Raw genomic sequence first — 26,822 nt, forward strand, 5'->3', positions numbered from 1 at the left:
AATACCTTCTCTAAAAAAGACAGCTACCCGCTGTCTTTTTTGCATTAATAACAAAGTTAGGACTTATTTATGAACAAAAAACTATTATTCCATGATATGACCATGGACTATTTAAGGCCAACTGAGCCGGATAAAAATAGAAAAACTGACTTCAGATTCAGATGTGGTAAGGATGAGGCTTCAGAAGTCTTTATCATATGGAATAATGAGAAGCGTTCCATGAAGCGCGCTGAGTCAGAAGGGGATTTTGATTATTACGATATTTCTTTCAACGTCGGAGAAAAACCAGCCACTTATTATTTTGAAATAGATGGAAAAGACGGAGACAGATGCTTTTTTGACAAAAGAGGAGTAGTCAGCCAGCCAAAAGACAGCATGCTTTTCAGAATCTTCCCTGGCTTTTCCACACCGGGATGGGCAAAAGGCGCAGTTATGTACCAGATCTTTGTGGAAAGATTTTGCAATGGTGATGCCAGCAATGATGTTCTCTCTGGCGAGTATTATTACAACGGAAGCAGATCAGTTCAGGTCAAAGACTGGGAGAAGTACCCGGATCCGAAGATGGATTATGCTGAGTTCTATGGCGGAGATCTGCAGGGAGTAATGGACAAGCTTGATTATCTGAAAGATTTGGGAATAGAGGTTATTTACTTTAATCCCCTGTTTGTTTCTCCTTCATGTCACAAATATGATACACAGGATTATGATCATATCGATCCTCATTTTGGAAAGATCGTGGAAGATGGCGGAAAGCTCCTTGATGACAACGAGCATGAGAATATTCATGCGAGCAAGTATATAAAGAGAGTTACCAGCAAAAAGAACCTGGAAGAGAGCGATAAACTCTTTGCTATGCTTGTAAGCGAGGCGCATAAAAGAGGTATCAGGGTCATTTTGGATGGTGTTTTCAACCACTGCGGCTCTTTTAACAAGTGGATGGATAAAGACAGAATCTACGAAGAAAACAGCGAATATGACTATGGTGCGTATATTTCAGAGAACAGCCCTTATCATGACTACTTTTCTTTTAACGGAGGAAAATGGCCTTATAACAATAACTATGACGGATGGTGGGGATATGACACACTTCCAAAGCTGAATTACGAGGGTTCAAAAGAACTTGAGGAGTACATCCTGGGAATTGCCAGAAAATGGGTTTCTGAGCCATATAACGCAGATGGCTGGAGACTTGATGTGGCGGCAGATATCGGGCATTCACCCGAATACAACCACTATTTCTTCAAGAGATTCAGGGAGGAAGTAAAAAAGGCCAATCCTGAAGCTATTATTCTTGCTGAACACTATGGAAAGGCTAAGGACTGGTTGCAGGGTGATGAGTGGGATACAGTCATGAACTATGATGCCTTTATGGAGCCGCTAACATGGTTCCTTACCGGCATGGAGAAACATAGTGACGAATTTAAGCCTTTAAAATACGGCAATGCAAGAGAGTTTTTTGATACCATGCTTTATGAAGGTGGAGAGAACTTTAGCATGCCTTCACTTTATACAGCCATGAATGAGCTCTCAAATCACGATCATTCAAGATTTCTGACAAGGACAAGTCAGAAGGTCGGAAGATGTGACACTCTTATGCCGGCTTCAGCAGAAACAGGTATTAAGAAGCCTGTTATGAGAGAGGCTGTAATGGTTCAGATGACCTGGCCGGGAGCACCTACAATTTATTATGGCGACGAAGCGGGAGTCTGCGGATTTACTGACCCTGATAACAGAAGAACTTATCCTTGGGGAAAAGAGGATATGGATATGATACGTTTCCACAAGGAAATGATCAGGATCCATAAGGAATGCAGTGAATTAAAAACAGGTTCTGTTATGGAGCTGCTTGCCGATAATAATATTATTTCTTTTGCCCGTTTTAACAGAGAAGCAGCAACAATAGTGTTTATCAACAACAATGAATTTGAAGTTACCAAGGATATAGATGTAAGTGCGCTTGGAATTCCAAAGGATGCATTTTTAAATCAGCTCATCTTAAGTGATGGAAGCGGATTTAGAACTGATATTGGTGGAATGAGAGTAAAAAATAATATCCTGACAATCACGCTTTCAAGATTATCTGGACTGGTGCTTCGCTACGATAGCCACGCGCCTATCAGTGCTGAGGAATTCTGGGCAGATAACACACTTGATTTCGGGTGATTGTGAACTATTTAACTTTATTTTTTATATCAACGAGTATATAATGTTATTAACCATCAATAACTACATATACAAAGGGAGAAAAACAAAATGTTAGTATCCGCAAAAGACATGCTTGTAAAAGCAAAAGAAGGTCACTATGCAGTTGGCCAGTTTAACATCAACAACCTGGAGTGGACAAAGTCAGTTCTTTTAACAGCAGAAGAACTCAAGTCTCCTGTAATCCTTGGTGTATCTGAGGGTGCTGGTAAATACATGACAGGTTTTGAGACAGTTGCAGCTATGGTTAAGGCTATGGATAAGAGCCTTGGAATCACAGTTCCAGTAGCACTTCACCTTGATCATGGTACATACGATGGATGCTATAAGTGCATCAAAGCCGGCTTCACATCAATCATGTTCGACGGCTCACACTATAACATCGAAGAGAATGTTGCTAAGACTTCAGAGCTTGTAAACGTTGCTCATCAGCTTGGTCTTTCAATCGAAGCTGAAGTTGGTTCAATCGGTGGAGAAGAAGACGGAGTTGTAGGAATGGGCGAGTGCGCTGATCCAGATGAGTGCAAGAGAATCGCTGATCTTGGCGTAGATATGCTTGCAGCTGGTATCGGTAACATTCACGGTAAATACCCAGAAGGATGGCCAGGACTTAGATTCGACGTTCTTGATGCTATCCAGCAGAAGACAGGTGTTATGCCTCTCGTTCTTCATGGTGGTACAGGAATTCCTGCAGACATGATCAAGAAGGCTATTTCACTTGGTGTATCTAAGATCAATGTAAATACAGAGTGCCAGCTTTCATTTGCTGATGCAACACGTAAGTATATTGAAGCAGGTAAGGATCTTGAAGGTAAGGGATTTGACCCTCGTAAGCTTCTTGCTCCTGGTGCTGAAGCTATCAAGGCTACAGTTAAGGAAAAGATGGAGCTCTTCGGATCAGTTGGAAAGGCTTGATAATAGTACTATTAAAAAGCGAAGCCCTTTGGCTTCGCTTTTTTCTTACAATAAATCACCAGATCAGGGGGATATATTAAAATGCATAACGAATTGACCAAAAAAGATATAGAGGATATGGAGGCAGAGATCGAACATCGTAAAGTCGTTGTGAGAAAAGAACTGCTTGAACATGTAAAGGAAGCGAGAGCTCAGGGCGATCTTTCAGAGAACTTTGAGTACTATGCAGCCAAAAAAGCCAAGAATCAGAATGAAAGTCGTATAAGATTTTTGGAAAGAATGATTAAGACTGCGACAGTAATTGACGATAATACTAAATATGACCAAGTTGGAATGAACAAAACTGTAGTAGTAAAACTAGATGAGGATGGTTCCGAAGAAACATACAAAATTGTTACAACAATGCGTCAAAATTCTTTGAAGGGACTTATCAGTGTTGAGTCCCCGCTTGGAAAACAATTACTTGGACATAAAGTAGGAGACCATGTTACTATTAAAGTAAGCGACGATTATAGTTACGGTGTAACGATAATTAGTATCGAAAATACAGGACTGACAGACGAGGATAGAATTAGGGACTTTTAAAGGAGGACCATATGGGCGAATTACACGTATTTCAACCAGTTAATCCAAATGATCTCGAAACAGGGCCATACAAATTTGTAGGCGACAAGATTCTCATCACAGCTGCTGATGGCAGTAAGGTCAACACTATGTGCGCAACATGGGGAGGCGTAGGTTATATCTGGGACAAAAGGGTAACATTTATATTTGCCAGAAAAGGCAGATATACCAGTGAGTTCATCAATGCTTCCGGTGAGTATTCAATCAGTTTCATGAATCAGGAGAAATATCGTGGTACGCTCAAATATCTGTCTATGGTATCGGGCAGGGATGAGGACAAGATCGCCAATTCCAGACTCAATATCAATTACCATGATGGAGTTCCTTTTATTGACGAGGCGAGGGAAATAATTATCTGCAGAGTGCTTTATCAGAGGGAATTTGATGAAGACGCTCTGATAGATGATGCCATAAAAGAAAAATTCTATGCGAATGGAGACTATCACATTCTCTTTATTGGAGAAGTGAAGACAATTTTACTCAGATAAAACTAACGACAGATGCATATCATATTTTTATGAGGGAAATATGGGTAGCAAAAGGCTGAAAAAAACCTTAGTTAGTGTAGTTTTGGATATGGCGCTTGTAATAAGCGCCTTGTTAGGCTGCGGTGTACAAAATCCACAGCCTGATAAAAGTGAGGCTGTAACAGAGTCAGCTACGGAAGGCGTTACTGGAAACGTTACAGAAAAAAGAACCGACCAAAATCTGGAAACAATCAGGGTAGCAACCTGGTATGACAATTCTTATACTTCTAATCTTAGGGCATATCTTGCCCGCAGGTTTCCAAACTATAAAATTGAATTTGTTTATATTGACAAAGCCCATTATGAGCCAATAATAGATGCTCAGTTCACCTTTAAGGGTGCACCTGACATTATTTATGTGGATCAGGTAATGGCAAGAAAGAATGCCAGGAACGGGAATATCATACCATTGACGGCTTATTGCAGTAATTTTGAGACAGAAAGCCTAGAAGCCTTCTGGTATGACAAGGATACCTATGCAGTGCCCAGTACAAGCTGTTTTGAGTGTATATATCTGAATAAAGGCCTGTTTGATAAATACGGGATAAAAGAGCCTCATAACAATGATGAATTTATTGAAATGTGCGACTTTATCCGGTTGGGTAAGAAGATGAAGCCACTTTCCGCAGGAATGATAGATTATGAGGCAGTATCCAGTAGTGCCCAGTGTATTTTGCAGATGAATTTCTTTGTAACGGAGTATGGAAGTGGATTCGGTGCAAGGATAAAGGATGGCAGATCTATTTTTTATAATGATCTCAATGAATATCTTGTGGAATGGGAAAGACTATTAAAGCATCAGATATTTACAGCGGATATGTACACCATGGATAAACAAGCGGCAATTGCGGAATTTGTAGCAGAAGAGAGTTTTATGCTCATAGGTGGGCCAGAGGATTATAACCGGATACGAGTTGCAAATCCCGAAATGGAGCTGGGGACATTGCCCACAGGATGGGGAAGAAATGGCCCTATTATGATAGGTGGCTGTAACTGCGGATTTGCAGTTAATGCAAGCAGCGTAAATATAGATGCAGCAAAAGAAATAGTGGCTTCTCTTTCAAATTACGAAGGGCAGTTTGCAATATGGAAAGACAGAGTTGGCAGCAGGAGTTATTTGAGAAAGACAACTTTTGATAATCCTGTAGCCTTTGAGGGAATAGAAGAAGTTTTTGAAAAGAATCAATTATATATGCCGGTACTTGGATGGGGGGATTCAGGACCTGACATTAATATGATCTTTGGAAAAGAGCTGCAGCAGGTTCTGCTGGGAAAAGAGCCAATCAATATGGCACTGATGCAAGTGGATATTAAAGTCAACAATATGTATGATAAGTAACCACGTTTAATCTGAGGGCGAGATATGGTTGAGAACAAGAGAAAACTGAATTTCTATAGTTTTAAATTACAACTGCGATTAACATTTATAGTGCTTATTGTAATACCGGTTATTTTTCTGGGAGTATATTCCTACTTTATTGCCAAAAAGAACCTCATAGAGCAGACAAAGGTGGCAATGCGTGGAAGTGCCAATGTTATAGCCTATGGTATTGAGAATAATGCCAAAAGAGAAAATGATGTTATCAAGTTCTTTTCATACGAAGAGAGTTTCAGAAGCAGACTTGAATATGTTAAGGAAGATCCGTTCTCATTGACTGAGGAGCTTACCGAGAATATAGAGCCCCTTATCTGGTATTACATCGGAAGTGACATGAGCATTGAATCTATACATTTCTACTCTGACCTTCTGGGACAGGACCACATCGGAGAGTTTTTGAGCATTCCAAAGAGTGAGCTTGAAGAAAAGTGGTACGAGCTTTGTAAAAATGATTATGGGGCTCAGTGGGTTGCTGATGATGCAGGAGGAATCTATATTATAAAATCTCTTTTGGATGTCAGCACGTCTTCTAAGGTCATAGGTATTGTAGTCCTTAAGGTAAATAATGAATTTTTCTTTTCCATTACTAATCAATCGAGCTATCTCAACAACGGAATTATCATAAGCGATGAGAATGGCACCATAATAACGGAAAAAGAAATAGCTGATAAGAATTTAAATGAGCAGATAAAGGAAACGATATTCAGCGGCAGCATTGAAGGTGAAAAAGAATCATTTATCACTACAGATGAGTTTTTCCTTATGGCTGCAGGAAAAATGGCTAATGGATGGCGTCTCTTTTACTACGTCGATAGAAGCGAGATTGGCGTAGAGGTTTTGTCAATTTTATCTTCTGTCATGCTGATTGCAGGAGTTATTTTTGTCGTTGGCTTGATTATTGCGACACTAATCTCTAACAGGATGAGCAATAGAGTAAGTAAACTCAATGATGCGGCAAACCTGATCCGTAATGGAGATTTTGAGATTGAGATACGTGACAATGGTAAGGATGAAATAGCGCAGCTTTCAAGCTCCATGGAGGATATGGCTCACAAGCTCAAATCCATGGTTGATGAGATCAATCAGAGAAATCAGGAAGATCTACTGGTAAAAGAAAGTGACATTCATTACAGAGAATGGCTCTTTGACTTCGTAGTTGAAAAGAATAACGACATTCTTGCGGTTGTAAATGAGGATGATTTCTCATGTAATTTCCTTACGTCTAATGCAGAATCAATTCTTGGAATATCTTTGGAAGATATGAAGGAAGATATCCGAGTCCTGACAAAGGCACAGAGAGAGGGCAAAGAGGAAAGATTAAAAGACATTATCGAAGATTGCAATGAAAAAGGCGCTGCAAGGATTATTGATGAGATAAGATTTGAGAATATTAAGACAGGGGAGCATCTATACTACCGTGGCGCTGTTATCTGTACTATCGATGACGGCGGAAAAAGAATGGCCATTGCCCTGTATGATATAACACAGGAAATTAGAAGAAATCATCAGCTTCAGGAAGCTCTTAATGCTGCTGAAACAGCCAATAAGGCAAAGACAAGCTTTTTGGCCAATATGTCACATGATTTCAGAACACCTATGAATGCTATCACCGGGTTTAACCTGCTTATTGATAAACACGCAGAAGAACCTGATAAGGTAAAAGAATATACGCATAAGATAAGTCTGGCATCTCAGAATCTTCTTTCGCTTCTTAATGACGTTCTTGATATGAGTAAGATCGAGAGCGGAAAGACCACTCTTGATATAAAGGAAGTAGCTATAGGCCTTCTTTTGGAAGAAATCAATTCTGTTATAAGCTTCCAGGCCAAGGCCAAGAATCAGGAGTACATAGTAAGAATCGAGGAGATGGAACATGACACATTCATGGGTGATAAACAGAGAATAAATGAAATCCTCATGAATATTTTGGGAAATGCTATAAAATACACGCCTGAGGGCGGAAAAATCGAGTTCCTTATAAATGAGTCACCATCATCATCCGAAGGCTTCCAAAATGTCAGATTCACCATAAGAGATAATGGTATAGGCATGAAGCCTGAGTATAAAGACAAGATATTTGACGCTTTCACAAGAGAAGACAAGGGAGCAACCAAGGGAATCCAGGGAACGGGCCTTGGTATGGCTATTACAAAGAGTCTTGTTGAACTTATGGGTGGCACAATCCGTGTTGAAAGTGAAGAAGGTAAGGGAAGTACATTTATAGTCAACTTAAGGCTTAAAGCAGTTGATGAAAAGGATGTTGGTTTCTGGAAAGCCCATGGAATCAGCTGTGTAATGCTTGTTGCGGAAAAACCTGAAAGCTATGAGCAGATCAGAACAGCCCTTGAGGCTGATAAGGTAGAAATGCTTGAGTCCAAGACAGGATTCGAGGCAGTCCATGTCATTGAAAACTGTAACAGCGCAGAGAAGCTGATAGATCTGATCCTCATCGACAATGAAGTTGAAGCCATGTCTGCCGCAGAGATCGTGAGAATGGTAAGATCAAAAGACAGAAGAAATAACAGCCTTGTGCTTGTTATGGCAGATTCTTACGAGGATGTGGAAGATGAGCTCAAGAAAGCAGGAGCCAACGATATCCTTCCTAAGCCTGTCTTTATCTCAACTCTCAAGCAGATTGTTGAGGACATGACATCCAGAGCTTCGGCAAAAGAGACCAAGGAGGAAAAGAATCCTCTTGATGGCATGAAGTTCCTGGCAGCAGAGGACAATGATATTAACGCTGATATCCTTACTGAACTCATGAGCATGGAAGGCGCAACTGTAACAAGGGGCGTCAACGGTCAGGAAGTTGTGGAAATGTTTAAGGAGGCAAAAGAGGGCGACTATGACATGATACTTATGGATATTCAGATGCCTGTTATGAACGGTTATGAGGCAGCTGCAGCCATAAGGGCAATTCCAACTGACTGGGCGCAGAGGATACCTATCATAGCCATGACAGCCAACGCCTATGCAGATGATGTACAGCAGGCCTTTGATGCCGGCATGAATGCACATGTTTCAAAGCCTATAGATATCAAGGTTGTGGAGAGAACTATCTTAGAATTTAAGAAATAATTAAATGTCTTTTGACACATAAGTGTGAGACAATATATATAAAACTAGCATAATGGAGGAAATGACAGTGAGAGGGACAAAAAAGATTACTGAAGATATTTTTTGGATTGGAGCAAGTGACAGGAGACTGTCGAGATTTGAGAATATTTTTCCAATTCCTGAGGGAGTATCATACAACAGCTATTTTGTTGATGATGAGAAGACAGTAGTATTTGATACAGCAGATATTTCTGTATCTGATCAGTATATAGAAAATCTGAAAGAAGTTTTGGGTGATAAGAAGCTTGACTATCTCGTTGTTCTTCATATGGAGCCTGATCACTGCTCACTTATTGATACAGTTACAGCTTATTATCCGGATGTTACTGTCGTAGGTAATTCAAAGACATTTACATTTATGGAGCAGTTTTTCCCTTCGGCAGCAGGATTTAAAAAGCTGGAAGTAAAAGAGGGAGACACACTTTCCACAGGTAAGCATACTTTCCATTTTGTTGCAGCGCCAATGGTTCACTGGCCTGAAGTTCTGCTTGCCTATGACGATGCTTCAAAAGCTCTTTTCTCTGCAGATGCTTTTGGCACCTTCGGGGCGCTTGATGGTGGAATCTTCGCTGATGAGTATGACTATGAAAAAGCTTTTTTGGATTCTTCAAGAAGATATTATGCAAATATAGTTGGAAAATACGGAATGCAGGTGCAGGCTGCTCTGAAAAAGGCAGCAGGGCTTGATATTCAGATGATCCTTTCTCTTCACGGCCCGGTTTGGAGAAAGAATATAGAATGGCTGCTTGAAAAATATGAAAAGTGGAGCACTTATACTCCTGAGACAGAAGAAATAGCGCTTGTTTACGGAAGCCTTTATGGCCATACAAAGAGTGCAGCAGAGGCAGTTGCTTCAGGGCTCAGAGAAAAAGGAAAAGCCGTTAAAGTGCACGATGTATCAGGCACTGATGTTTCCTATCTGATTGGGGAAGTCTGGAGATGCAAGACGATAGTACTTATCTGCCCAACCTACAATGGAGGCGTTTATCCGCCAATGGAGGCATTTCTTAATGATATGATCGCCCTTGGAGTTCAGAACCGCACTTTTGCCCTTGGACAGAACGGAACCTGGGCGCCGATGACTGTTAAGCTCATGACAGACAAGCTCTCCGCGCTTAAGAATGTTACTATTCTGGAAAACACACTGACAATAAAGAGCGCGCTTCATAGTGCAGATCAGGGGCAGGTAGATGCTTTCGTTGATAGTATTGCAAAAGCGTAAATTTTTTTGACATAAGTACAGATAGTAATTATATTATTAATGGTCTAACAAAATTAAGAATTACTTTGGAGGAATGTTGTGAGAAAAGGATCTTTTTTTAAGAAGGCACTTGGCGCAGTGCTTACAGCAGTAACTGTTTTTGCAGCTGTTTCAAGCCATAGCCTTGTTACAAATAATGATGGAGCAGTAGCTCAGGCTGCAGGAAGAGTAGTAAGTATTAATTCATGTACTATTGCCGGTGATCAGGTAGTAGTAAATGTCTCAGCAGGTACACTTCCTTCTTCAGATGATGGAAAGTATTATCTTTATGCTGATGAAGTATATCAGGATGGCACAGTAGGAACTGTAGTTGCCACAACTGAGAGAGCAGGAAATGCTACTTTTACATTTCCACTTAATTTCTACTCAGCAGAGTCTAATTTAAGTAAAAAGTTTTTGGTAGCTGTAAAGAGCGGTGGTTCAATGGTTCAGGTAAGTGATGAGCACTACATCACAAACCCTGAAGCAATTGCAACAAAGACAGTTGCACGTAATGACCACGGTATGAAGGGTATCCTTCCTAACAGCGCTGATGAGGCTACTTTCAAGGACCTTGGAATCGCACAGATGGTCTACAACCTTTACATGGGCGATATTGTAGGACCTGGCGATGGTTCAAACGTTGTTCACTTTAGCTACAATGGTGCTGATTATCAGTTTAACGGAGCTGCTCTTGCTCAGTATGATGGATTTGTTCGCTGGTGTTCATTAAATAACTTCCAGCTTACAATGACAATCCTTAACAACAAGACAGAGGCAGCAGCTGATCTTATTCATCCACTTTCAAGAGATGAGCATGTTTGTCCCGGCTATGCCATGAATACCAAGGAAGATGCAGGAACTCAGCATATTAAAGCTATTGCAGCTTTCCTTGCCCAGAGATATTCTGGTGGAGCTTATGGAACTGTTGATAACTGGGTAATCGGTAACGAAGTTAATGCCAGAACAGAATGGTATTACATGAACTCAACCAACCTTGAGCTCAATGTAAGCGAGTATGTTAAGGCTTTCCGTATTTTCTACAATGAGATCAAGGCAGTTAATGCCAACGCAAGAGTGTATACTTCTTTTGATCAGGAATGGTGCAGAAAATCTAATCCCGGATGCTTCATGTCAAAAGAGTATCTTGATAGATTTAACTATTACATGAACCGTGAGGGTAATGTTGACTGGTCACTTTCAGTTCACCCTTACAATGCACCACTGTTTGACCCATATGCTTGGAAACAGCAGTCACAGTATGTAAGTCCTTCTCTTAATACTCCTTATATAACAATGGAGAATATTTACATACTTACAGATTATATGTGCCAGGCTTCATTCCTTGCACCAAGCGGAAATGTCCGTAACATCTCACTTTCAGAGATTGGATTCACATCAAGCTTTGGCGAGGATGCTCAGGCAGCTTCACTTACTTATGCATATACAATGGCTGAGAATAATCCTTATATTTCAAGCTTTATCCTCTTCAGAGAGACGGATAACGCTCATGAGATCGAGAGCCATATCGCTCAGGGATTAAAAAATCTTGATGGCAGCAAGAAAATGTCTTATGATTTTTACAAGTACCTTGGTACTGCACAGGCTGCTACATACAAGGCTCAGGCTTCTCAGATCATCGGACAGGACGTTGATGCACTTGTAACTAACAGAACATTCCTTTCAAGAAATGGATGGTTCTTAAACGACTAATAGCAGATTTTTGCGGCAGACCAGATGGGCTGCCGCTTTTCTTTTTGTAAAAAACGTGTTAGGGGTGAAATAATGGATAGAGATTTGTTAGGGAGTATGTATAACGACTTTTTTACCAGTATTCCGAAAACAACTGATGTAAAAAAGCCTGAGGTTAAGAGCGAGGCAGATGCTGTAAAACAGGCAAGAGATGCCATAGATGAGGCAAAAGAGCTGGTAAAGTCCGGACCTACTGTTGAGAAAACTGAGGAAGAAAAGCCAGCAGAGCCTGAAACAGATCCAATGGAGGATTTAGACAAGCTGATCGGCCTTGATACAATAAAGGATGATGTAAAAGAGCTGGCTTCTTTCGTTAAGGTTCAAAAGGCCAGAAAGGAACAGGGACTTAAATCTGTACCGGTTTCACTTCACCTTGTTTTTACAGGTAATCCCGGAACAGGAAAGACAACTGTAGCAAGGATCATTGCAAGGATTTATAAGCAGATCGGAGTTCTTTCAAAGGGGCAGCTTGTTGAGGTTGACAGATCAGGCCTTGTTGCAGGATATGTAGGTCAGACTGCCATAAAGACTCAGGAGCAGATAAAAAAGGCAATGGGAGGAGTTCTTTTTATTGATGAAGCGTATTCCCTTGCTCAGAAAGATGATGCATTTGGTCAGGAGGCAATAGATACAATACTTAAGGCAATGGAAGATAACAGAGATGATTTTGTTGTCATTGTTGCCGGATATACAGGGCCTATGAAGAAGTTCATCGACAGCAATCCGGGACTTAAGTCCAGATTCAATAAGTATATTGAATTCCCGGATTATAACATAGATGAGCTTGAGAAAATATTCTATATGAATTGTGAAAAATACGATTACACTGTGGAAGAGGATGCAAAGCATCAGATAAGGGCGCTTATTACTGCCAAGAAGATCGAAAACATCGACAATTTTGCTAATGCCAGAGAGGTCAGAAATCTTTTCGAAGAGATAATAACCAATCAGGCCAGAAGAGTTGCAACACTGGAGAATCCTTCAAGTGAAGATATGATGAAGATTGTGCTTGAAGATCTCAGTGATAAGGTTGAAGAAGGCTCAGGGGAGTGACACCCTGAGCCTTCTTGCATAATTTAATATAGAACCGAAGAGTTTGTATTAGAGCTTTTATCAAGCATTGCTCTCGTGAAGTGAAGTGGAATCAATATCTCCAAAGAGGCCAAGCTTGTAGAGTGCCGGGCGAAGTGCAATGTAGGCAACTACTGCGATTGCTGAGTTTATTACGGCATTTATGATAGTTGTGTAAGTTGTTACTGCTACAAGGGCCTTGATGGCAGAAGCAGCTTTTTCTGCATCAGGAGTTAAAAGTGTGAACCATACATATTTTAGTGAAGGCTCAAAAATGCAGTTAAATCCAAGTGCAGCTACAGCTGAAATAATTGACCATTTTACAATGTATGTCTTTGGATGATTATGTGAAATGTTAGCAATCTTATGAGCAACGAGACCTGCTATAAGACCAATAACAAGCTTGCAGATAAATGTTCTGGGAGCTGACTGGGCATATCCTCCGAGGATATCAGCAAGAGAAAGTCCGATAGCACCGGCGATTCCGCCATAAGGGCCACCAAGTAAAAGTGCCCCGAGGACTACAAATGCATTTCCTACATGAATCTTGGTTCCGGCAGCGTTGATAGCAGGAAAGATTGCGTATCCGACGTAGCAAAGAGCTGCCATGAGGCCTGAATAGGTTAACTTGAGTAAAGTCTGATTCTTTTCACGATTGTTCATAATATTGCTCCTCCGTGTTGTTTTTTCATACTGTGTAATATAACATTAAGGTGGTACTATTAAAATTACCAAAAATGGAGAAAATTATATGACCAGATATATAGAAATATATGAAGATGTCAGGAAAAAAATAGTATCAGGTGTTTATGCTTATAATACAAAACTTCCGTCAAAACGTGTGACTGCGGAAAACTATGGGGTAAGCGTGATCACAGTTGAGCATGCTTATGAGCTGCTTGTGGAAGAGGGGTATGTTTTTACCAGGGAAAAAAGTGGGTATTTTGTAAGCTATAGGGAGAATGAATACTTTTCCGGTAATAAATCAGAGCAGCCAATTAGAAAGGTAAGCAGTTTTAAAGTGGCCGAGAAGGCAGAAGAGATTTCTTTTAACATATATGCCAAGACCGCCCGAAGAGTGCTGTCAGAATACGGGGAAGAGATCAAGGTAAGGCCTGACGCTTATGGCTGCGAAAACTTAAGAATGGCCATATCGGATTATCTTGCCAAAAACAGGGGGATAGAGGCGGATTATAGAAGAATTGTCATAGGCTCCGGAGCAGAGTATTTATATGGCCTTATAGTAAGGGCTTTGGGAAGAGAAAAAATATTTGCTATTGAGGATCCGTCTTATCACAAAATTTTAAATGTGTATGAAGCTGAGGGAGTAATTACTGATAAACTGCCGCTGGTAGCAGATGGAATAAACAGCGAATCCTTGTGGGAAAGCAGCGCAGAAGTCCTTCATGTCACCCCTTACCGAAGCTTCCCAACAGGAGTTACAGCCTCTGCAGCAAAGAAATCTGAGTATATCAAATGGAGCCGGAAGCGGAATGGAATCATTATAGAGGACGATTTTGAATCAGAGTTTTCAGAGAGCAGAAAGCCTGAAGAGACTCTGTATTCACGGGATGACAGTGGAAGAGTTATCTATGTTAATACTTTTAGCAGAACCATCGGCTCTTTTATGAGAACTGCCTATATGGTAATTCCTGAGAGGCTTGAAGAGCAGTTTAGGGATAGGATTGGTTTTTATTCCTGTACAGTTCCGGCTCTTGAGCAGTATATTTTGGCTGAACTTATTGAAAATGGGGACTTTGTGAGGCATATCAACAGAGTCAGAAGAAAAAGAAGAGAAAATCATAATGACAAAATGTAAAATATAGTTGACATTATGCTATCGCAAGTGTATTATGTAACTATCAGCTGAGAAAGTAGTTTATAAATTTGATTCTTTTTTGGAGGTTAGTTATGAGTAGTTATTCATTGGGAGTAATAGTTGGACTTGCAGTTACATTTGCGATTTTACTGATATCATTTTTTCTTAGGAAAAGGTATCATGCAGGAGAGGAGCACTACGACGAAAGGCAGATACTTATAAGAGGCAAGGGTTATAAGATAAGCTTCATGACAGTTGTCTGTATAAATGTATTTTATTCTATTTTCTTCTATGGGATAACAAAAGAGTTTGTTTCTCCACAGTTTGTGGTACTTGCATCAGCATATATCGGTATAGTTGTTTACACATTGTACTGCATATTTAACGATGCATATCTGCAGGTTGGCCAGAAGGCAAAAACATGGATAATAGTTCTACTTATAGTTACTATAAGCAATGCATACTGTGCAATAGTAAGTCTTGACCGCGGCTTTAATGATGCAGGTTTTGCAACAAGTTTTTCATTTAATATTTTGTTTGCAGTTTCTTTTGCGATAGTTCTTGTTGGTATAGCGATCAAGTATTTATTGGATAAGAGAGGTGCTGCGGATGAAGAATCTTAAGATGAAAGCTGCCCGCGCCGGCAAGGATCTGTCCCAGCAGCAACTTGCCGATCTGTGCGGGGTATCAAGGCAGACGATCAATGCCATAGAAAAGGGGGACTACAATCCCACAATCAGCCTTTGTATTGCTATATGCAAGGCTCTTGATAAAACACTTGATGAATTGTTCTGGGAGTAACAAAAGAAGGTGGATACATTTGCTTACCAAAAAGCGGATTTGAGAAATTCTCAAATCCGCTTTTATCTTTAAGTTGACTCATTGGGGCGGTTCCATTTTCTATCCCAGGTTTCCATAACTTCGTCCCATACAGATGGTCGCAAAATAAAATAGGCAATTACAAGTTCAACTACAGAAAGAACAAGATTTAGAACTATATCTGAAGTTTTTAGAGCGCCATCCAGTATTCCTTCTGATACCAGATCAACATTCATGAAAGCATATATATCGTTAATTGTATGAGCGATAATTGATGGTAAAAGACTTCCACTTCGAAGGAAAAGTGCCGCGAACATGATGCCTGAACAGGTTGCGGTAACTACTTGTAAAATAGAAGAATCTATTCTTGCGCCTGCTAATATGTTTGCAGCATGTACCAGGCCGAATACTAATCCTGTTGCTATGACTACCCATGGTATTAGAGATTTCTTTTTTATCTGTCTCATCAGGTATGAAGCCGGAAGACCTCTGAATATAGTTTCTTCAACAGTTCCTGCGACACAGGCCATAAGGACAGAGTGCAATGTGGGAGGTGCAAAGTTTGTTTTTAGAATGAGGGAAGTTATAACATCCGGCAAAAGCCATATTATAACTATGATAAAACCAATAATGATCCATCTGCCAAGATTAATTGTTTTAAGAGTGCCCTCATACTCGGGATAGAACCATCTTTTATAAATACATAGTGTAATGAAAGCACCAACTATTAAACCAATATAATTAATATCTTCTGTTGGTAATGGAATGATTCTATTTAGTACGATAGAAGCTATCGATGCAACAACATTACTTATGATCGCGCCCCAAAGCATAAGCCCTATTGTTCCAATAAGCCAATGCTTATCGAGGATTTTATGATTTATGATTTTCTTTTCTCTTGTTTTCATGATTGCGCTCACCTCCATAATTGCTATTCTATATAAATGTTATCACAAAATAGAATGGTAAATGAAGATGTAGCATGGAAAAAAAGTAGAACTGAGATAGAAAAAGCGGGTATGAGAATTTCTCAAACCCGCTTAAATACTGAGTCGAGGCGACAAGATTCGAACTTGCGGCCTCTGCGTCCCGAACGCAGCGCTCTACCAAACTGAGCCACGCCTCGATATATCACAAACCGAAAAAAATATAGGCGAATTAACCGCCTATCGAGAAATAATGATTCATAAAAAAGAACCATTTGATACTTGCTCAACATAAGAATTATAAGCTGTCTATAAAGGAAATGCAACATAAATTGACCGATACTTTTTTGTAATTTCTTTTCCCTGGTACAACTTTCTGATAATTTCGTGCCTTTATTATCAACAGTTTTCGTTGTTGCGTATATTTACAGGTGTTATAATGAATATGCTGCAAATGGTTTCCTTCTTTTTATAGGAGAAAATTATGGATAAGGGAAATGTTTTGGTAGTTGGTTATGCAGGGGTTGGAAAATCCACATTGATAAAAACTGTCCTGGGTGAAACAGCAATGAAAAAACCTGTTGGCGGAAGTACCAATCAGGATTTTCAAGTATATGAAAACCCCAATATCTCTTTCAGGCTTATAGACACAACCGGCATAGAACCCGGTGTCTTTAAAGAGCAGAAAGCCGTAAACGCAGTAAGAAAATGGTCCGGGAGCATTATTAAGGCGGGGAAAAAAGAAGATCACATAAGCGTTATCTGGTTTTGCATTGATCGCTATACAGCCAAGCTTTTCCCAAAAACAATTGATTCCTTTATGGATGCCATAAGCATTTGGAAAAACGTGCCTATAGTCGTAGTGATAACTCAATCCTACACAGAAGAGGAAGCTAATCAGACAAAAGAAATAGTAGAAAAAGCATTTTTATCAAAGAAAAAATATGTTACAAGACTTGCAGATATCGCCTCTGTAATTGCAAAACCAAAGAATACCGAAGATGGTAGTATTCTGCCTCCGATGGGCATAACAGAACTGATCGAATTGACGAATAATCTTTTACCGGTTGGGCTTCAGGCTGCAGAAAAAGACATTGCGCGTTATAATCTTGCAAGAAAAAGAGCTATGTCCCACGCAATTGTCAGCGTTGCCACTCTCGCAGGAATTACTGTAGGTAGTGTTGGTACGCCTGTAGTTGATCTCATGATACTAAAGCCTACGGAATCGTTGGAAATCGAATCGATTTTCAAAATCTGGGGTATAAAGAAAACAAAGAAGTCAAAAGAACTATTAAAACTCATGCTAGACATTGGTACTTTAAGCATTACTGGAAAAACAATAGCTTCAAGTTTAAAGTTAATACCCGGAATAAATATAGGAGCCGCACTAATAAATGCTTTTATCTCCGGAACTATTGTCTTTGCGTTAGGTGAAGCATCATCCTATATTTTTGAACAGATATATACCGGTAAAAAAACTATCAATGATCTTGAATGGGTAAAAAAAGTCCTTGATGACAAATTGACAAGTACCGCGCTAGATAAGGTGACATTTTCGGTAAAAAATATATCAAAAAATGCTGATAATAAGGAAATACTGGAAGCTGTAGTATCTTCATTTTCCAAAAAAGTTCCAGCGACATAAGTGTTTGATCTTCAACCTTGTTGTTTGTACCAGTAAATAAAAGTGGCCTTATAACCCCGTCCCCTAGTACCATTTCGGTCTTCACACAACAAAAAAGGACATCCAACCGGATGTCCTTTTTTAGAGCGATAGACGGGGCTCGAACCCGCGGTCTCGACCTTGGCAAGGTCGCGCGTTACCAACTACGCCACTATCGCATTCATATGAGTGTCACATCTGTGACAACGAATTGATTTTAGAATAAATTTAGTGTATTGTCAACATATAATTCAAATTTTTATTTTAAAGAGGAATTAAAATGTCAGAAATAAGTATTTCAAATGCTGTAGCAATATTAAAGAAGGGCCAGGGCCGTGAACTAAAAAAGGGCGGCCTCTGGGTTTATGACAATGAAATAGATAAGGTAGAAGGTTCTTTTGAAAACGGAGATATTATTGAGCTTCATGATTTCGATGGATATTTTATGGGGTATGGTTTCATCAATGTTAAGTCCAAGATCAGGATCAGAATGATGTCCCGCAGAAAAGAGAATCCTGTCACGAAAGAGCTCATAGAAAAGAGAATCCGTGATGCCTGGGAGTACAGAAAAGCTGTACTTGCTACCAACGAGCCGATAAATGAGCTTTCATGCAGACTTATTTTTGGTGAGGCAGATTTTTTGCCTGGAATAACAATTGATAAATTCTCAGATGTTCTTGTAATAGAGTCACTTGCGCTTGGAACAGACAGGATGAAAGAACTCATAATTGATCTTTGTAAGAAAGTTCTGGGGGAAGATGGCATTGAGATTAAGGGCGTCTATGAGAGAAGTGATGCCAAGGTAAGAGAACTTGAGGGACTTGAGAGAACTAAAGGCTTTATCGGAAAAGAGTTCGATACAAAAGTCATCATTACAGAGAATGGTGTTAAGTATTACGTAGATGTAGAAAATGGCCAGAAGACAGGCTTTTTCCTTGATCAGAAGAACAACAGAAAGGCAATTGCATCTTTTTGTAAGGGTAAAAAGGTATTGGACTGCTTTACTCACACAGGATCTTTTGCACTTAACTGTGCGGCAGCAGGCGCGGAGTCTGTGCTTGGAGTAGATGCATCAGACCTTGGTTGCAAGCAGGCTGAAGAAAACGCAGCTCTTAATGGCCTTGAAAACATAGCAAAATTCCAGTGTGCGGACGTGTTTGAACTTTTGCCGGATCTTGAGAAAAAGGGAGAGCTCTTTGATGTGGTAATCCTTGATCCTCCGGCGTTTACAAAGTCCAGAGCGTCAATTAAAAAGGCAGCTACAGGATATAAAGAGATAAATATGCGTGGCATGAAGCTCGTTAAAAACGGCGGATTTTTGGCTACATGTTCATGCTCACATTTTATGGATGAAGAGTTGTTCCTTAAGACAATTGCTGATGCAGCCCATGATGCTCATAAGAGAATAAAGCAGGTTGAGTTCAGGCAGCAGGCGGCAGATCACCCGATTTTGGTTGGCGGAACTTCATCTTATTATTTAAAATTCGTAATCTATCAGGTCTGTGATGAGATGTAACAGCGTTTTTTTATTGTAGGGGTAATAAAATGTCTAATTCGATAAAAAATATAATCAAGGATATGACACTAGAGGAAAAGGCAAGTCTGTGTTCAGGAGCTGATTTTTGGCATACCAAGGCAGTGGAACGCTTGGGAGTACCTGCAATCATGGTGTCTGATGGACCTCATGGTCTGCGCAAACAGGCAGAAGAAGCTGATCATCTTGGAATCAATGACAGTATCTCAGCCGTTTGTTTTCCTGCTGCTTGTGCAACAGCTGCAAGCTTCGACGTGGATCTTATCAGAGAGATGGGAGAAACAATCGGCAATGAGTGCCAGGCTGAAAATGTAGGTGTCGTCCTTGGTCCTGCTGTTAATATCAAAAGAAGTCCTTTGTGCGGGCGTAATTTTGAATACTTTTCTGAAGATCCATTTTTAGCTGGTGAGATGGCTGCGTCATATATAAATGGCGTACAGTCAAAAGATGTAGGAACCAGTATCAAACATTTCGCAGTTAACAATCAGGAATATCGTAGAATGAGCACCTCAGCAGAGGTTTCCGAAAGGGCGCTGCATGAGATTTATTTTCCTGCCTTTGAAACAGCAGTGAAGAAGTCTCAGCCCTGGACGGTTATGTGCAGCTATAACAAGATAAATGGCACATATGCTTCGGATAATAAATATCTTTTGACAGATGTCCTCAGAGATATGTGGGGCTTTGAAGGCTTTGTCATGACTGACTGGGGCGCTGTAGATGATAGAGTACAGGGAATAAAGGCTGGTCTTGAGCTTGAGATGCCGGGGCCAGGAACGCTCAATGATAAAAAAATTGTAGAAGCGGTAAAGAGCGGTGCGCTCGAAGAGGACAAGCTTGATGCAGCTGTGGAAAAGATAATGGAGATAGTCTACAGATTTGTGGATAACCATGGCAAATACGCTGACGCTGTATTTGACAGAGATAAAGATCATGATAAGGCTGTCAGGATTGCAGGTGAATGTGCAGTTCTTTTGCAGAATAACGGAGTACTTCCTATTGCTGCAGACAAAAAGGTAGCCTACATTGGCGGATTTGCCAAAACACCAAGATACCAGGGCGGCGGTTCCAGCCATATAAATTCTTCAAAAGTAGTAAGTGCTCTTGATGAAGCGGCAAAAAGAAGCAGAAATGTTGAATTTGCTCCTGCATTTCCAATTGATGCGGATAGCATAACAGACAAAGATCTGGCAGATGCAATTGAGCTGGCAAAATCTGTAGATGTTGCGGTAATATTTGCAGGCCTTCCGGACTATATAGAGTCTGAAGGATATGACAGAGCGGATATGAAGCTTCCTGCAGTCCAGATAAAGCTTATCGAAGAGGTAGCAAAAGTTCAGAAGAATACTGTAGTTGTTCTTCATAACGGAAGCCCTATCGAGGCAGATTGGGCAGAAAATGTGGGAGCAATCCTTGAAATGTACCTTGGTGGACAGGGAGTTGGTGTGGCTACAGACAAGCTTTTGTTTGGTGAGATAAGTCCAAGCGGACACCTTGCAGAGAGTTTTCCTTACCATCTTGAGGATAACCCAAGTTATCTGAATTTCCCCGGAGATGGAAGAACAATTGATTACGCTGAGGGTGTATACATCGGATACAGATATTACGACACCAAGAAAATGCCTGTCAGATGGGCATTTGGGCATGGTCTGTCCTATACAACATTTAAGATTGATAATCTGAAGCTTTCCAGCAGCACAATGACTGACAATTCTGAAATAGAAGTTTCTGTAGATGTAACAAATACAGGAAACATGGCAGGAAAAGAAGTTGTTCAGCTGTATGTAAGCGACCACACAGGTACTTTCGGTAGACCGGTAAAAGAGCTAAAGGGCTTTAAGAAAGTTTCTTTAAATCCGGGAGAAACAAAGACGGTTAGTATAACAATCGATAGTCGCAGCCTGGCTTACTGGAACAGTGATATGAAGGGATGGTATGCGCCTTCAGGAGATTATGAAATCCTGGTTGGAGATTCCAGCGACCATATTGTGTGCAGCGCTTCTGTGCAGAATGAAACAAAAGTACTGCCACCATTTAAGATTGATGGAGCAACTACTATTGAGGAACTGGCTACTGATCCGAGAACTGCAAAGGCATATAAGAAGATGATGAACGAACTTGCCCAAAAGTCCGGAATGTTCGCTGCAGCTACAGACAAAGAAAATCCTGATATGATGCTTGTTGAAATGATAAAAGGAATGCCGCTTAAGAGTCTTGCAAGCTTTGGCGTTGACATAGATCTGGAGACATTAGTGGCGACACTGCAAAGGGCTGCAGATCAATAAGAAGGAAATAATTTTCATATAATTTGTTAAAAAATATTGACATCTATCGCATAATGCTTTAATATTATTTTTGCTGTCGCGAAAGCGACTTTACATATATGCGATAGTGGCGTAGTTGGTAACGCGCGACCTTGCCAAGGTCGAGACCGCGGGTTCGAGCCCCGTCTATCGCTCTTGTAAGAAAAAAACCTCAGACAATGTCTGAGGTTTTTTATGCTCTTTATTTTAAAGGGACGCAGTGCTTGTCGTTTATGTCGCAGACCTTCTGAACTCTTCTTCTGTATTTTTCCTCCATGAGAGGATCAGTTGACAGCCATGTCTTAACGATTTCCATGGACATAAGGCCGCCGATGATCTTAGCTCCGAGGCACAGGATGTTAGAATCTGTGTGCTCTCTTGCGAGCTTGGCGCAAAGAGGATCCTGACAAACTGCTGCGTAGCATCCGCTTATTTTATTGGCGATAAGAGCGCTGCCATAGCCTACTCCGTCGCAAAAAATACCTCGGTCGCATTCGCCTTTGGCAACTGCCAGGGCAGCAGGATAAACAAAGTCGGACAGATCACATGAGTTGTTATCGTAAGTGCCAAAGTCCTTAACTTCGTGTCCCTGAGAGATAAGGTATGCCTTTATCTCTTCTTTCATCTGGGTTCCAGCATGATCATTAGCCATTGCAATTTTCATAGTACTTACCTCATATAATTTTAAAATGCATTATCTCCGGCCTTTCTGTCCAGATCCATTATAAGGAAGCAGACAAAAAGCAGTACCGCAGATGTCCATATTGTTACCTCACCAAATAATTGCGAAAAATTACCGCCGATGCCTGCTCCACAAGCAAAGGTAAAGACCACAGCCATATAATCAAAAGCTTTGAACAGATCTTGTTTATCTCTGCTTCTTAAAAAGGCTGCAAAAGCAGTGGTGCCACTTTTCATATTACCGATACACATGGTGCTGGCGTAAGGGTTTTTATGAACTTTTTGGAATGAATATAATTGTAATGCGCAGGCAAAAGAGATCATACAGCTTGCCAATGTATTAGTATTTTGTGGAAGAAAACCTACCACGATCATTATTGCGATTTCTGCAAGGACGATACCCTGTCTCCAGTGAAGCGCTTTTGCATTCTTATATTTGCTTTTCACAATATCTGCAATAAATATTCCGCTCACAAAAGAGAGAAGTGGGAAAAGATATTTAAGACCTCTGGCTAAGTGTCCTTCCATAAGATAAGTGCTCATTAGTACGATGTTTCCTGTCTGTGCATTGGCAAAGACTTTATCACGAACTATATATGTATAAGCGTCTTGAAAACCTCCGCTGAAGGCTAATATAAGGTTTAAAAATAAAGAATTTGAGATTTGTTCCTGGTTGGTGATCCTGTTTTTGATCTTATTTCTGTTAATCATAGTGCTCCTCTATAATTCACTATTATAGCACTCATGTGAAAACTTTTGTTCCGGTCACCATTATTAATAGATTGTACACAAGACAAAATGATGATAGAATCGTGCTAATGAGCAGTGGGAGTCTTTCCCATAAAGATTTTGATAATAACATTAAGGAGCACAGTTATGACAGATTATAATTTACTTGCACAGCAGATCAAAGTGCTGGCAGAGGATGAACCCAATTTTTTACCTGTTTTTTCCAATGCATCAGCATTATTATATGAAAACATGGAGGACCTCAACTGGGCGGGATTTTACCTTATGGATAAAGGATCTCTTTTGCTGGGACCATTCCAGGGAAAGGTGGCCTGCATCAGAATCGAGCTTGGAAAAGGCGTTTGCGGAACAGCAGCAGGAAATGATGAGACACAGCTTGTAAAAAATGTTCATGAGTTTGCTGGACATATTGCCTGTGACAGCGCGTCCAATTCTGAAATCGTCGTACCGATCCACAAAGATGGAAAGGTGGTAGCTGTACTTGATATCGACAGCCCCAGCCTTGGCAGATTTACAGAGGAAGACAAAACTGGTCTTGAGGACTTTGTAAAGGTGCTCGAAGAAGTAGTGGATTTTAGTGGAGTATCCTTTGAATAACAGTTTATAAACGCTTAATTGTTTGTTTATAATCATAAAATGCAGGAACAATAAGGGGTAAAATAACGATATGAAGGATAGGATTTCTTTTTCCAGTGATTACACAAAGGGCGCTCACCCACTGATCTTGCAGCGTTTGCAGGAGACAAATTTTGAACAGATTGTTGGGTATGGAACAGATGATTATTGCAAGCAGGCAGCGGATAAAATCAAGAAGAGCTGCAATGTAAAAGATGCAGATGTGTTCTTTTTAGTCGGAGGTACTCAGACAAACCAAACGGTCATCGATATGCTTCTTGAGCCATACGAGGGCGTTGTTGCTGCGCAGACGGGTCATGTTGCCGCCCATGAAGCCGGAGCTATTGAATTTTCAGGGCATAAAGTCCTGACTCTTCCAAGTTTTAATGAAGAGCCTCAGTTTACAGATAAGAAAAAGCCATGTTATTCAGACCAGGTCGGCAAGATAAAAGGCGTTGATCTAAAGAAACTCATTGAGGACTTTTACGCCGACGACAATCATGAGCACATGGTTTTCCCAGGGGCAGTTTACATTTCCCATCCCACGGAATATGGCACATTGTACTCCAAGGCTGAACTCGAGGAGATATCAGGAATCTGCAGAGAGTACAAAATCCCACTGTTCCTCGACGGAGCAAGACTTGGCTATGGTCTTATGAGCAAAAGAACTGACGTCACAATAGAGGACATAGCCAGACTTGTAGATGTTTTCTATGTGGGCGGAACCAAGGTTGGAGCATTGTTTGGAGAAGCAGTTGTATTTCCAAAGGGTGTCCCTGTTAAGCATCCTGTTCCTGTGATAAAGCAGCACGGCGCGCTTCTTGCAAAGGGCTGGCTTCTTGGCCTTCAGTTCGACACTCTTTTTACAGATGATCTCTACATGAAGATCAGCAAGAATGCAATAGAAATGGCTGAGATCCTCAGAAAAAAGCTTGTTGAGAGAGGTTATCAGATATATATCGACTCCCCAACAAACCAGCAGTTTGTTGTTATGGAAGATAATAAGTTAAAAGAGCTTTCAGAGCATGTAGGTTACGGATTCTGGGAGAAACTTGATGATACCCATACCGTTGCGAGATTTGCTACAGACTGGGCAACAACGGAAGAAGATATTGATACACTTTTTAAGTATTTATGATGAGTCAATAAATAAAAAAGCTTACCTTGTCACATAGGTAAGCTTTTTTCTATTTATTATTTAATGCGTGGAACGCTTTTTATATTTTCAAAAGAAACATTCTCACAGTATTCCATATGAATGCTGTCTGCACCTTCTGCAGGATTTTCCATAGTTATATTTTTGAAAGAGATATTTTTTATCTCGTAACCGGGCTCATCAAATCCACACAGGAGAATTGATGGGCAGTCGTGCCACTCATTTTTGCCGGCATTGTTGTCGAGATAGCGCCCTAGGATATGGAGTCTTTCAAAGTGACAAAAGCCTAGTACCGGAGGTACTTTTGAGCCTTCGCCATCATCGTTGTAGCCAACAGAATGCATTTGAATGTGAGAAGCAGTTATATCTCTTACAAGGACATTTTTAACATATCCGCCTCGCTTTTTTGTGGCTTTAATCTCAATTCCAGACCAGGTGGGCCCCATATCGCAGTCCCAAAGCCTTACATCTTCAACGCCTCCGGACATTTCACTTCCTATGCAAAGGCCATGGCCAAAGTGACAGATACTGTCAAAAACTCGAATGTGTTTGGTAGGTCTGTTTATTACGTTTCCTTCAGGATTTTTGCCTGATTTGATAGCTACTGAATCATCCTCTGTGTAGAACTCGCAGGCATATAGCGTTGAGTTTGTTGATGAATCGGGGTCCCAGCCATCTCCATTCCAGACGCCTTCAGATTTCAAAATGCAGTGGTCAGTTACGACTCTGTCGGAATAGATGAAGTGGAGATTCCAGGAAGGTCCGTATCCAAGGGTGAGGCCATGGATCCAAATGTTCTGACAGTTGCTCATGTTGATGAGTCTTCCGCGAAATCTGCTGGCAATGGTCTCCGGCTTTTCATATTCTTTTATCTTATCTCCGAGAGATGCGATGTAGTCTTTTAAGCGCTCCCCCTCAATTCTGGCGATGGCTTTCGCAAGAGTAGCTCCGCCGCCCATGATGCTTCCTTTTCCATGAATCAGTACATTTTCGCAATTGTATCCGGCGTCATGATCGAGCTCACCCATATTAAGAAGGCTCCTGTAGCACTCCATTTCATAACCTTCAAAGCGGCTCTTTATCTTGGGAAGATAGTCGAAAGGCTCTTCAGATCCCTGCAAAAGAGCTCCCTCATCAAGGTATATTTCTGTGTCTGAATGAACATTTAGAGCGCCTGTCAAAAATGTTCCGGCGGGAATATAGAGAGATGTCTTTTCATCACAGGCATCGAGAGCGGCCTGGATAGCATCGGTGTTTAATGTTTTTCCGTCGCCTACCGCATAGTACGGAGCTTTTGTGATGTCGATCCTCTCACGTGTTTTTTTGGTGTGGATCTTAAGATCCCCCAGAAGAACCGGATCTTTTTTGCCTGATCCATCCTTATCAGGAGAATATACGATATAAACCGATATTCCATAGGAAGTATCAGGAGTAAGACCTGTGAGAGAAGCGTGGGTCTTATTAGTCTTTATGGTGTCAAGAGTCTCGGCATTTACCACCAGGTACTCACAAGCAGGATCTGCATCTAGCGGAAGATCCCAAAAGATTTCTGCGAAGGTATCGGCAACTCTGTAATCTAAAAGAAAATCAAAACAAATACTCATAGGAAATCCTCTTTTCTAATGTATAAATCCATCATACGTGCAGAGAAAAAATGAATCTATCTGAAAATGACCTTAAATCACGCAGTTTCAACCATACGAAAAAACATTAAAATAATATGCAAAATCCTA

22 protein-coding genes and 3 tRNA genes are annotated in these 26,822 nt (G+C 40.6%); 18 read left to right on the forward strand and 7 right to left on the reverse strand.

Translation table 11 applies throughout. The features are described from left to right. The first annotated feature begins 69 nt into the window (after positions 1-69). From G585_RS0100685 to G585_RS16620, 9 genes are all read left to right on the forward strand, one after another. Complete coding sequence (locus G585_RS0100685) at positions 70-2,163, forward strand: alpha-glycosidase (RefSeq protein WP_022772264.1); 2,094 nt, start codon at positions 70-72, stop codon at positions 2,161-2,163. Positions 2,164-2,253: 90 nt separating this feature from the next. Beyond that, a complete protein-coding gene (fba, locus tag G585_RS0100690) occupies positions 2,254-3,117 on the forward strand; it encodes a class II fructose-1,6-bisphosphate aldolase (RefSeq protein WP_022772265.1) in 864 nt (287 codons plus the stop codon). 81 nt (positions 3,118-3,198) lie between these two features. Further along, the gene (greA, locus tag G585_RS0100695; protein WP_022772267.1) at positions 3,199-3,702 is read left to right on the forward strand and encodes a transcription elongation factor GreA; all 504 of its coding nucleotides are present in this window, start codon (positions 3,199-3,201) and stop codon (positions 3,700-3,702) included. 11 nt (positions 3,703-3,713) lie between these two features. After that, positions 3,714-4,229: a flavin reductase family protein gene (locus G585_RS0100700; RefSeq protein ID WP_022772268.1), complete on the forward strand. Its 516-nt coding sequence runs from the start codon at positions 3,714-3,716 to the stop codon at positions 4,227-4,229. A gap of 40 nt (positions 4,230-4,269) precedes the next feature. Next, positions 4,270-5,607: an ABC transporter substrate-binding protein gene (locus tag G585_RS0100705; RefSeq protein WP_022772269.1), complete on the forward strand. Its 1,338-nt coding sequence runs from the start codon at positions 4,270-4,272 to the stop codon at positions 5,605-5,607. A 24-nt stretch (positions 5,608-5,631) separates the two neighbouring features. Continuing rightward, entirely contained in the window at positions 5,632-8,724 is a 3,093-nt protein-coding gene (locus G585_RS18610) for an ATP-binding protein (protein ID WP_022772271.1), read from the forward strand. Positions 8,725-8,791: 67 nt separating this feature from the next. Then, positions 8,792-9,985, forward strand: a complete 1,194-nt coding sequence (locus G585_RS0100715; RefSeq protein WP_022772272.1) for an FprA family A-type flavoprotein — start codon at positions 8,792-8,794, stop codon at positions 9,983-9,985. A gap of 78 nt (positions 9,986-10,063) precedes the next feature. Then, on the forward strand, positions 10,064-11,716 hold the full coding sequence (locus G585_RS0100720) for a DUF5722 domain-containing protein (protein WP_022772273.1): 1,653 nt from the start codon (positions 10,064-10,066) through the stop codon (positions 11,714-11,716). Positions 11,717-11,788: 72 nt separating this feature from the next. After that, a complete protein-coding gene (locus G585_RS16620) occupies positions 11,789-12,808 on the forward strand; it encodes an AAA family ATPase (RefSeq protein WP_022772275.1) in 1,020 nt (339 codons plus the stop codon). A gap of 60 nt (positions 12,809-12,868) precedes the next feature. Here the strand turns inward: G585_RS16620 and G585_RS0100730 are convergent, their stop codons facing one another. Next, a complete protein-coding gene (locus tag G585_RS0100730; protein WP_022772276.1) occupies positions 12,869-13,489 on the reverse strand; it encodes an ECF transporter S component in 621 nt (206 codons plus the stop codon). A gap of 88 nt (positions 13,490-13,577) precedes the next feature. On the opposite strand from G585_RS0100730, the gene pdxR reads away from it, so the two are divergent. The 3 genes from pdxR (at position 13,578) to G585_RS0100745 (ending at position 15,446) form a co-directional block, all read left to right on the forward strand. Further along, positions 13,578-14,645, forward strand: a complete 1,068-nt coding sequence (gene pdxR, locus G585_RS0100735) for a MocR-like pyridoxine biosynthesis transcription factor PdxR (protein ID WP_022772277.1) — start codon at positions 13,578-13,580, stop codon at positions 14,643-14,645. Positions 14,646-14,737: 92 nt separating this feature from the next. Further along, entirely contained in the window at positions 14,738-15,268 is a 531-nt protein-coding gene (locus G585_RS0100740; RefSeq protein ID WP_022772279.1) for a hypothetical protein, read from the forward strand. After that, positions 15,255-15,446, forward strand: a complete 192-nt coding sequence (locus G585_RS0100745; RefSeq protein WP_022772280.1) for a helix-turn-helix transcriptional regulator — start codon at positions 15,255-15,257, stop codon at positions 15,444-15,446. The genes G585_RS0100740 and G585_RS0100745 overlap by 14 nt, the downstream gene beginning before the upstream one ends. Before the next feature lie 68 nt (positions 15,447-15,514). Here G585_RS0100745 and G585_RS0100750 read toward each other — a convergent pair whose 3' ends face one another. After that, positions 15,515-16,372: a CPBP family intramembrane glutamic endopeptidase gene (locus G585_RS0100750; RefSeq protein WP_022772281.1), complete on the reverse strand. Its 858-nt coding sequence runs from the start codon at positions 16,370-16,372 to the stop codon at positions 15,515-15,517. A 144-nt stretch (positions 16,373-16,516) separates the two neighbouring features. Beyond that, positions 16,517-16,590, reverse strand: a tRNA-Pro gene (locus G585_RS0100755). A 284-nt stretch (positions 16,591-16,874) separates the two neighbouring features. Between G585_RS0100755 and G585_RS16625 the strand changes: the two genes are divergently transcribed. Further along, complete coding sequence (locus G585_RS16625; RefSeq protein WP_022772283.1) at positions 16,875-18,035, forward strand: GTPase domain-containing protein; 1,161 nt, start codon at positions 16,875-16,877, stop codon at positions 18,033-18,035. Positions 18,036-18,159: 124 nt separating this feature from the next. Here the strand turns inward: G585_RS16625 and G585_RS0100765 are convergent. Beyond that, positions 18,160-18,232: transfer RNA gene (locus G585_RS0100765), tRNA-Gly, on the reverse strand. Positions 18,233-18,333: 101 nt separating this feature from the next. Between G585_RS0100765 and G585_RS0100770 the strand changes: the two genes are divergently transcribed. The 3 genes from G585_RS0100770 to G585_RS0100780 all read left to right on the forward strand — a co-directional run bounded on the left by G585_RS0100770 (position 18,334) and on the right by G585_RS0100780 (position 22,042). Beyond that, positions 18,334-19,569, forward strand: a complete 1,236-nt coding sequence (locus tag G585_RS0100770) for a class I SAM-dependent rRNA methyltransferase (protein WP_022772284.1) — start codon at positions 18,334-18,336, stop codon at positions 19,567-19,569. A gap of 29 nt (positions 19,570-19,598) precedes the next feature. Beyond that, positions 19,599-21,869 carry a glycoside hydrolase family 3 C-terminal domain-containing protein gene (locus tag G585_RS0100775; RefSeq protein WP_022772285.1) on the forward strand — a complete coding sequence of 757 codons (2,271 nt, stop codon included), beginning with the start codon at positions 19,599-19,601 and terminating at the stop codon, positions 21,867-21,869. Positions 21,870-21,969: 100 nt separating this feature from the next. Next, a tRNA-Gly gene (locus G585_RS0100780) sits at positions 21,970-22,042 on the forward strand. Between the two features lie 47 nt (positions 22,043-22,089). On the opposite strand, the gene G585_RS0100785 is transcribed toward G585_RS0100780, so the two are convergent. Together G585_RS0100785 and G585_RS0100790 are read right to left on the reverse strand one after the other, a co-directional pair. Continuing rightward, positions 22,090-22,551: an RpiB/LacA/LacB family sugar-phosphate isomerase gene (locus G585_RS0100785; RefSeq protein WP_022772287.1), complete on the reverse strand. Its 462-nt coding sequence runs from the start codon at positions 22,549-22,551 to the stop codon at positions 22,090-22,092. A gap of 20 nt (positions 22,552-22,571) precedes the next feature. Beyond that, positions 22,572-23,279 carry a YoaK family protein gene (locus G585_RS0100790; protein ID WP_022772288.1) on the reverse strand — a complete coding sequence of 236 codons (708 nt, stop codon included), beginning with the start codon at positions 23,277-23,279 and terminating at the stop codon, positions 22,572-22,574. Between the two features lie 165 nt (positions 23,280-23,444). Here G585_RS0100790 and G585_RS0100795 point away from each other — a divergent pair, with 165 nt between their 5' ends. Both G585_RS0100795 and G585_RS0100800 read left to right on the forward strand, forming a co-directional pair. Beyond that, entirely contained in the window at positions 23,445-23,915 is a 471-nt protein-coding gene (locus G585_RS0100795; protein ID WP_022772289.1) for a GAF domain-containing protein, read from the forward strand. Between the two features lie 70 nt (positions 23,916-23,985). Beyond that, positions 23,986-25,071, forward strand: coding sequence for a threonine aldolase family protein (locus G585_RS0100800; RefSeq protein WP_022772291.1), 1,086 nt, complete (start codon positions 23,986-23,988; stop codon positions 25,069-25,071). A 56-nt stretch (positions 25,072-25,127) separates the two neighbouring features. On the opposite strand, the gene G585_RS0100805 is transcribed toward G585_RS0100800, so the two are convergent. Beyond that, a complete protein-coding gene (locus G585_RS0100805) occupies positions 25,128-26,693 on the reverse strand; it encodes a glycoside hydrolase family 28 protein (RefSeq protein WP_022772292.1) in 1,566 nt (521 codons plus the stop codon). Between the last annotated feature and the right edge of the window lie 129 nt (positions 26,694-26,822).

The organism is Butyrivibrio sp. AE2015 (assembly GCF_000420825.1).
In the GTDB taxonomy this organism is placed as follows: domain Bacteria; phylum Bacillota; class Clostridia; order Lachnospirales; family Lachnospiraceae; genus Butyrivibrio.

Excerpts from the sequence above, each read along its gene's own strand:
- G585_RS0100685 (WP_022772264.1), top strand. The coding sequence starts at position 70 with ATGAACAAAAAACTATTATTCCATGATATGACCATGGACTATTTAAGG.
- fba (WP_022772265.1), top strand. The coding sequence starts at position 2,254 with ATGTTAGTATCCGCAAAAGACATGCTTGTAAAAGCAAAAGAAGGTCAC.
- greA (WP_022772267.1), top strand. The coding sequence starts at position 3,199 with ATGCATAACGAATTGACCAAAAAAGATATAGAGGATATGGAGGCAGAG.
- G585_RS0100700 (WP_022772268.1), top strand. The coding sequence starts at position 3,714 with ATGGGCGAATTACACGTATTTCAACCAGTTAATCCAAATGATCTCGAA.
- G585_RS0100705 (WP_022772269.1), top strand. The coding sequence starts at position 4,270 with ATGGGTAGCAAAAGGCTGAAAAAAACCTTAGTTAGTGTAGTTTTGGAT.
- G585_RS18610 (WP_022772271.1), top strand. The coding sequence starts at position 5,632 with ATGGTTGAGAACAAGAGAAAACTGAATTTCTATAGTTTTAAATTACAA.
- G585_RS16620 (WP_022772275.1), top strand. The coding sequence starts at position 11,789 with ATGGATAGAGATTTGTTAGGGAGTATGTATAACGACTTTTTTACCAGT.
- G585_RS0100730 (WP_022772276.1), bottom strand. The coding sequence starts at position 13,489 with ATGAACAATCGTGAAAAGAATCAGACTTTACTCAAGTTAACCTATTCA.
- pdxR (WP_022772277.1), top strand. The coding sequence starts at position 13,578 with ATGACCAGATATATAGAAATATATGAAGATGTCAGGAAAAAAATAGTA.
- G585_RS0100740 (WP_022772279.1), top strand. The coding sequence starts at position 14,738 with ATGAGTAGTTATTCATTGGGAGTAATAGTTGGACTTGCAGTTACATTT.
- G585_RS0100745 (WP_022772280.1), top strand. The coding sequence starts at position 15,255 with ATGAAGAATCTTAAGATGAAAGCTGCCCGCGCCGGCAAGGATCTGTCC.
- G585_RS0100750 (WP_022772281.1), bottom strand. The coding sequence starts at position 16,372 with ATGAAAACAAGAGAAAAGAAAATCATAAATCATAAAATCCTCGATAAG.
- G585_RS16625 (WP_022772283.1), top strand. The coding sequence starts at position 16,875 with ATGGATAAGGGAAATGTTTTGGTAGTTGGTTATGCAGGGGTTGGAAAA.
- G585_RS0100770 (WP_022772284.1), top strand. The coding sequence starts at position 18,334 with ATGTCAGAAATAAGTATTTCAAATGCTGTAGCAATATTAAAGAAGGGC.
- G585_RS0100775 (WP_022772285.1), top strand. The coding sequence starts at position 19,599 with ATGTCTAATTCGATAAAAAATATAATCAAGGATATGACACTAGAGGAA.
- G585_RS0100785 (WP_022772287.1), bottom strand. The coding sequence starts at position 22,551 with ATGAAAATTGCAATGGCTAATGATCATGCTGGAACCCAGATGAAAGAA.
- G585_RS0100790 (WP_022772288.1), bottom strand. The coding sequence starts at position 23,279 with ATGATTAACAGAAATAAGATCAAAAACAGGATCACCAACCAGGAACAA.
- G585_RS0100795 (WP_022772289.1), top strand. The coding sequence starts at position 23,445 with ATGACAGATTATAATTTACTTGCACAGCAGATCAAAGTGCTGGCAGAG.
- G585_RS0100800 (WP_022772291.1), top strand. The coding sequence starts at position 23,986 with ATGAAGGATAGGATTTCTTTTTCCAGTGATTACACAAAGGGCGCTCAC.
- G585_RS0100805 (WP_022772292.1), bottom strand. The coding sequence starts at position 26,693 with ATGAGTATTTGTTTTGATTTTCTTTTAGATTACAGAGTTGCCGATACC.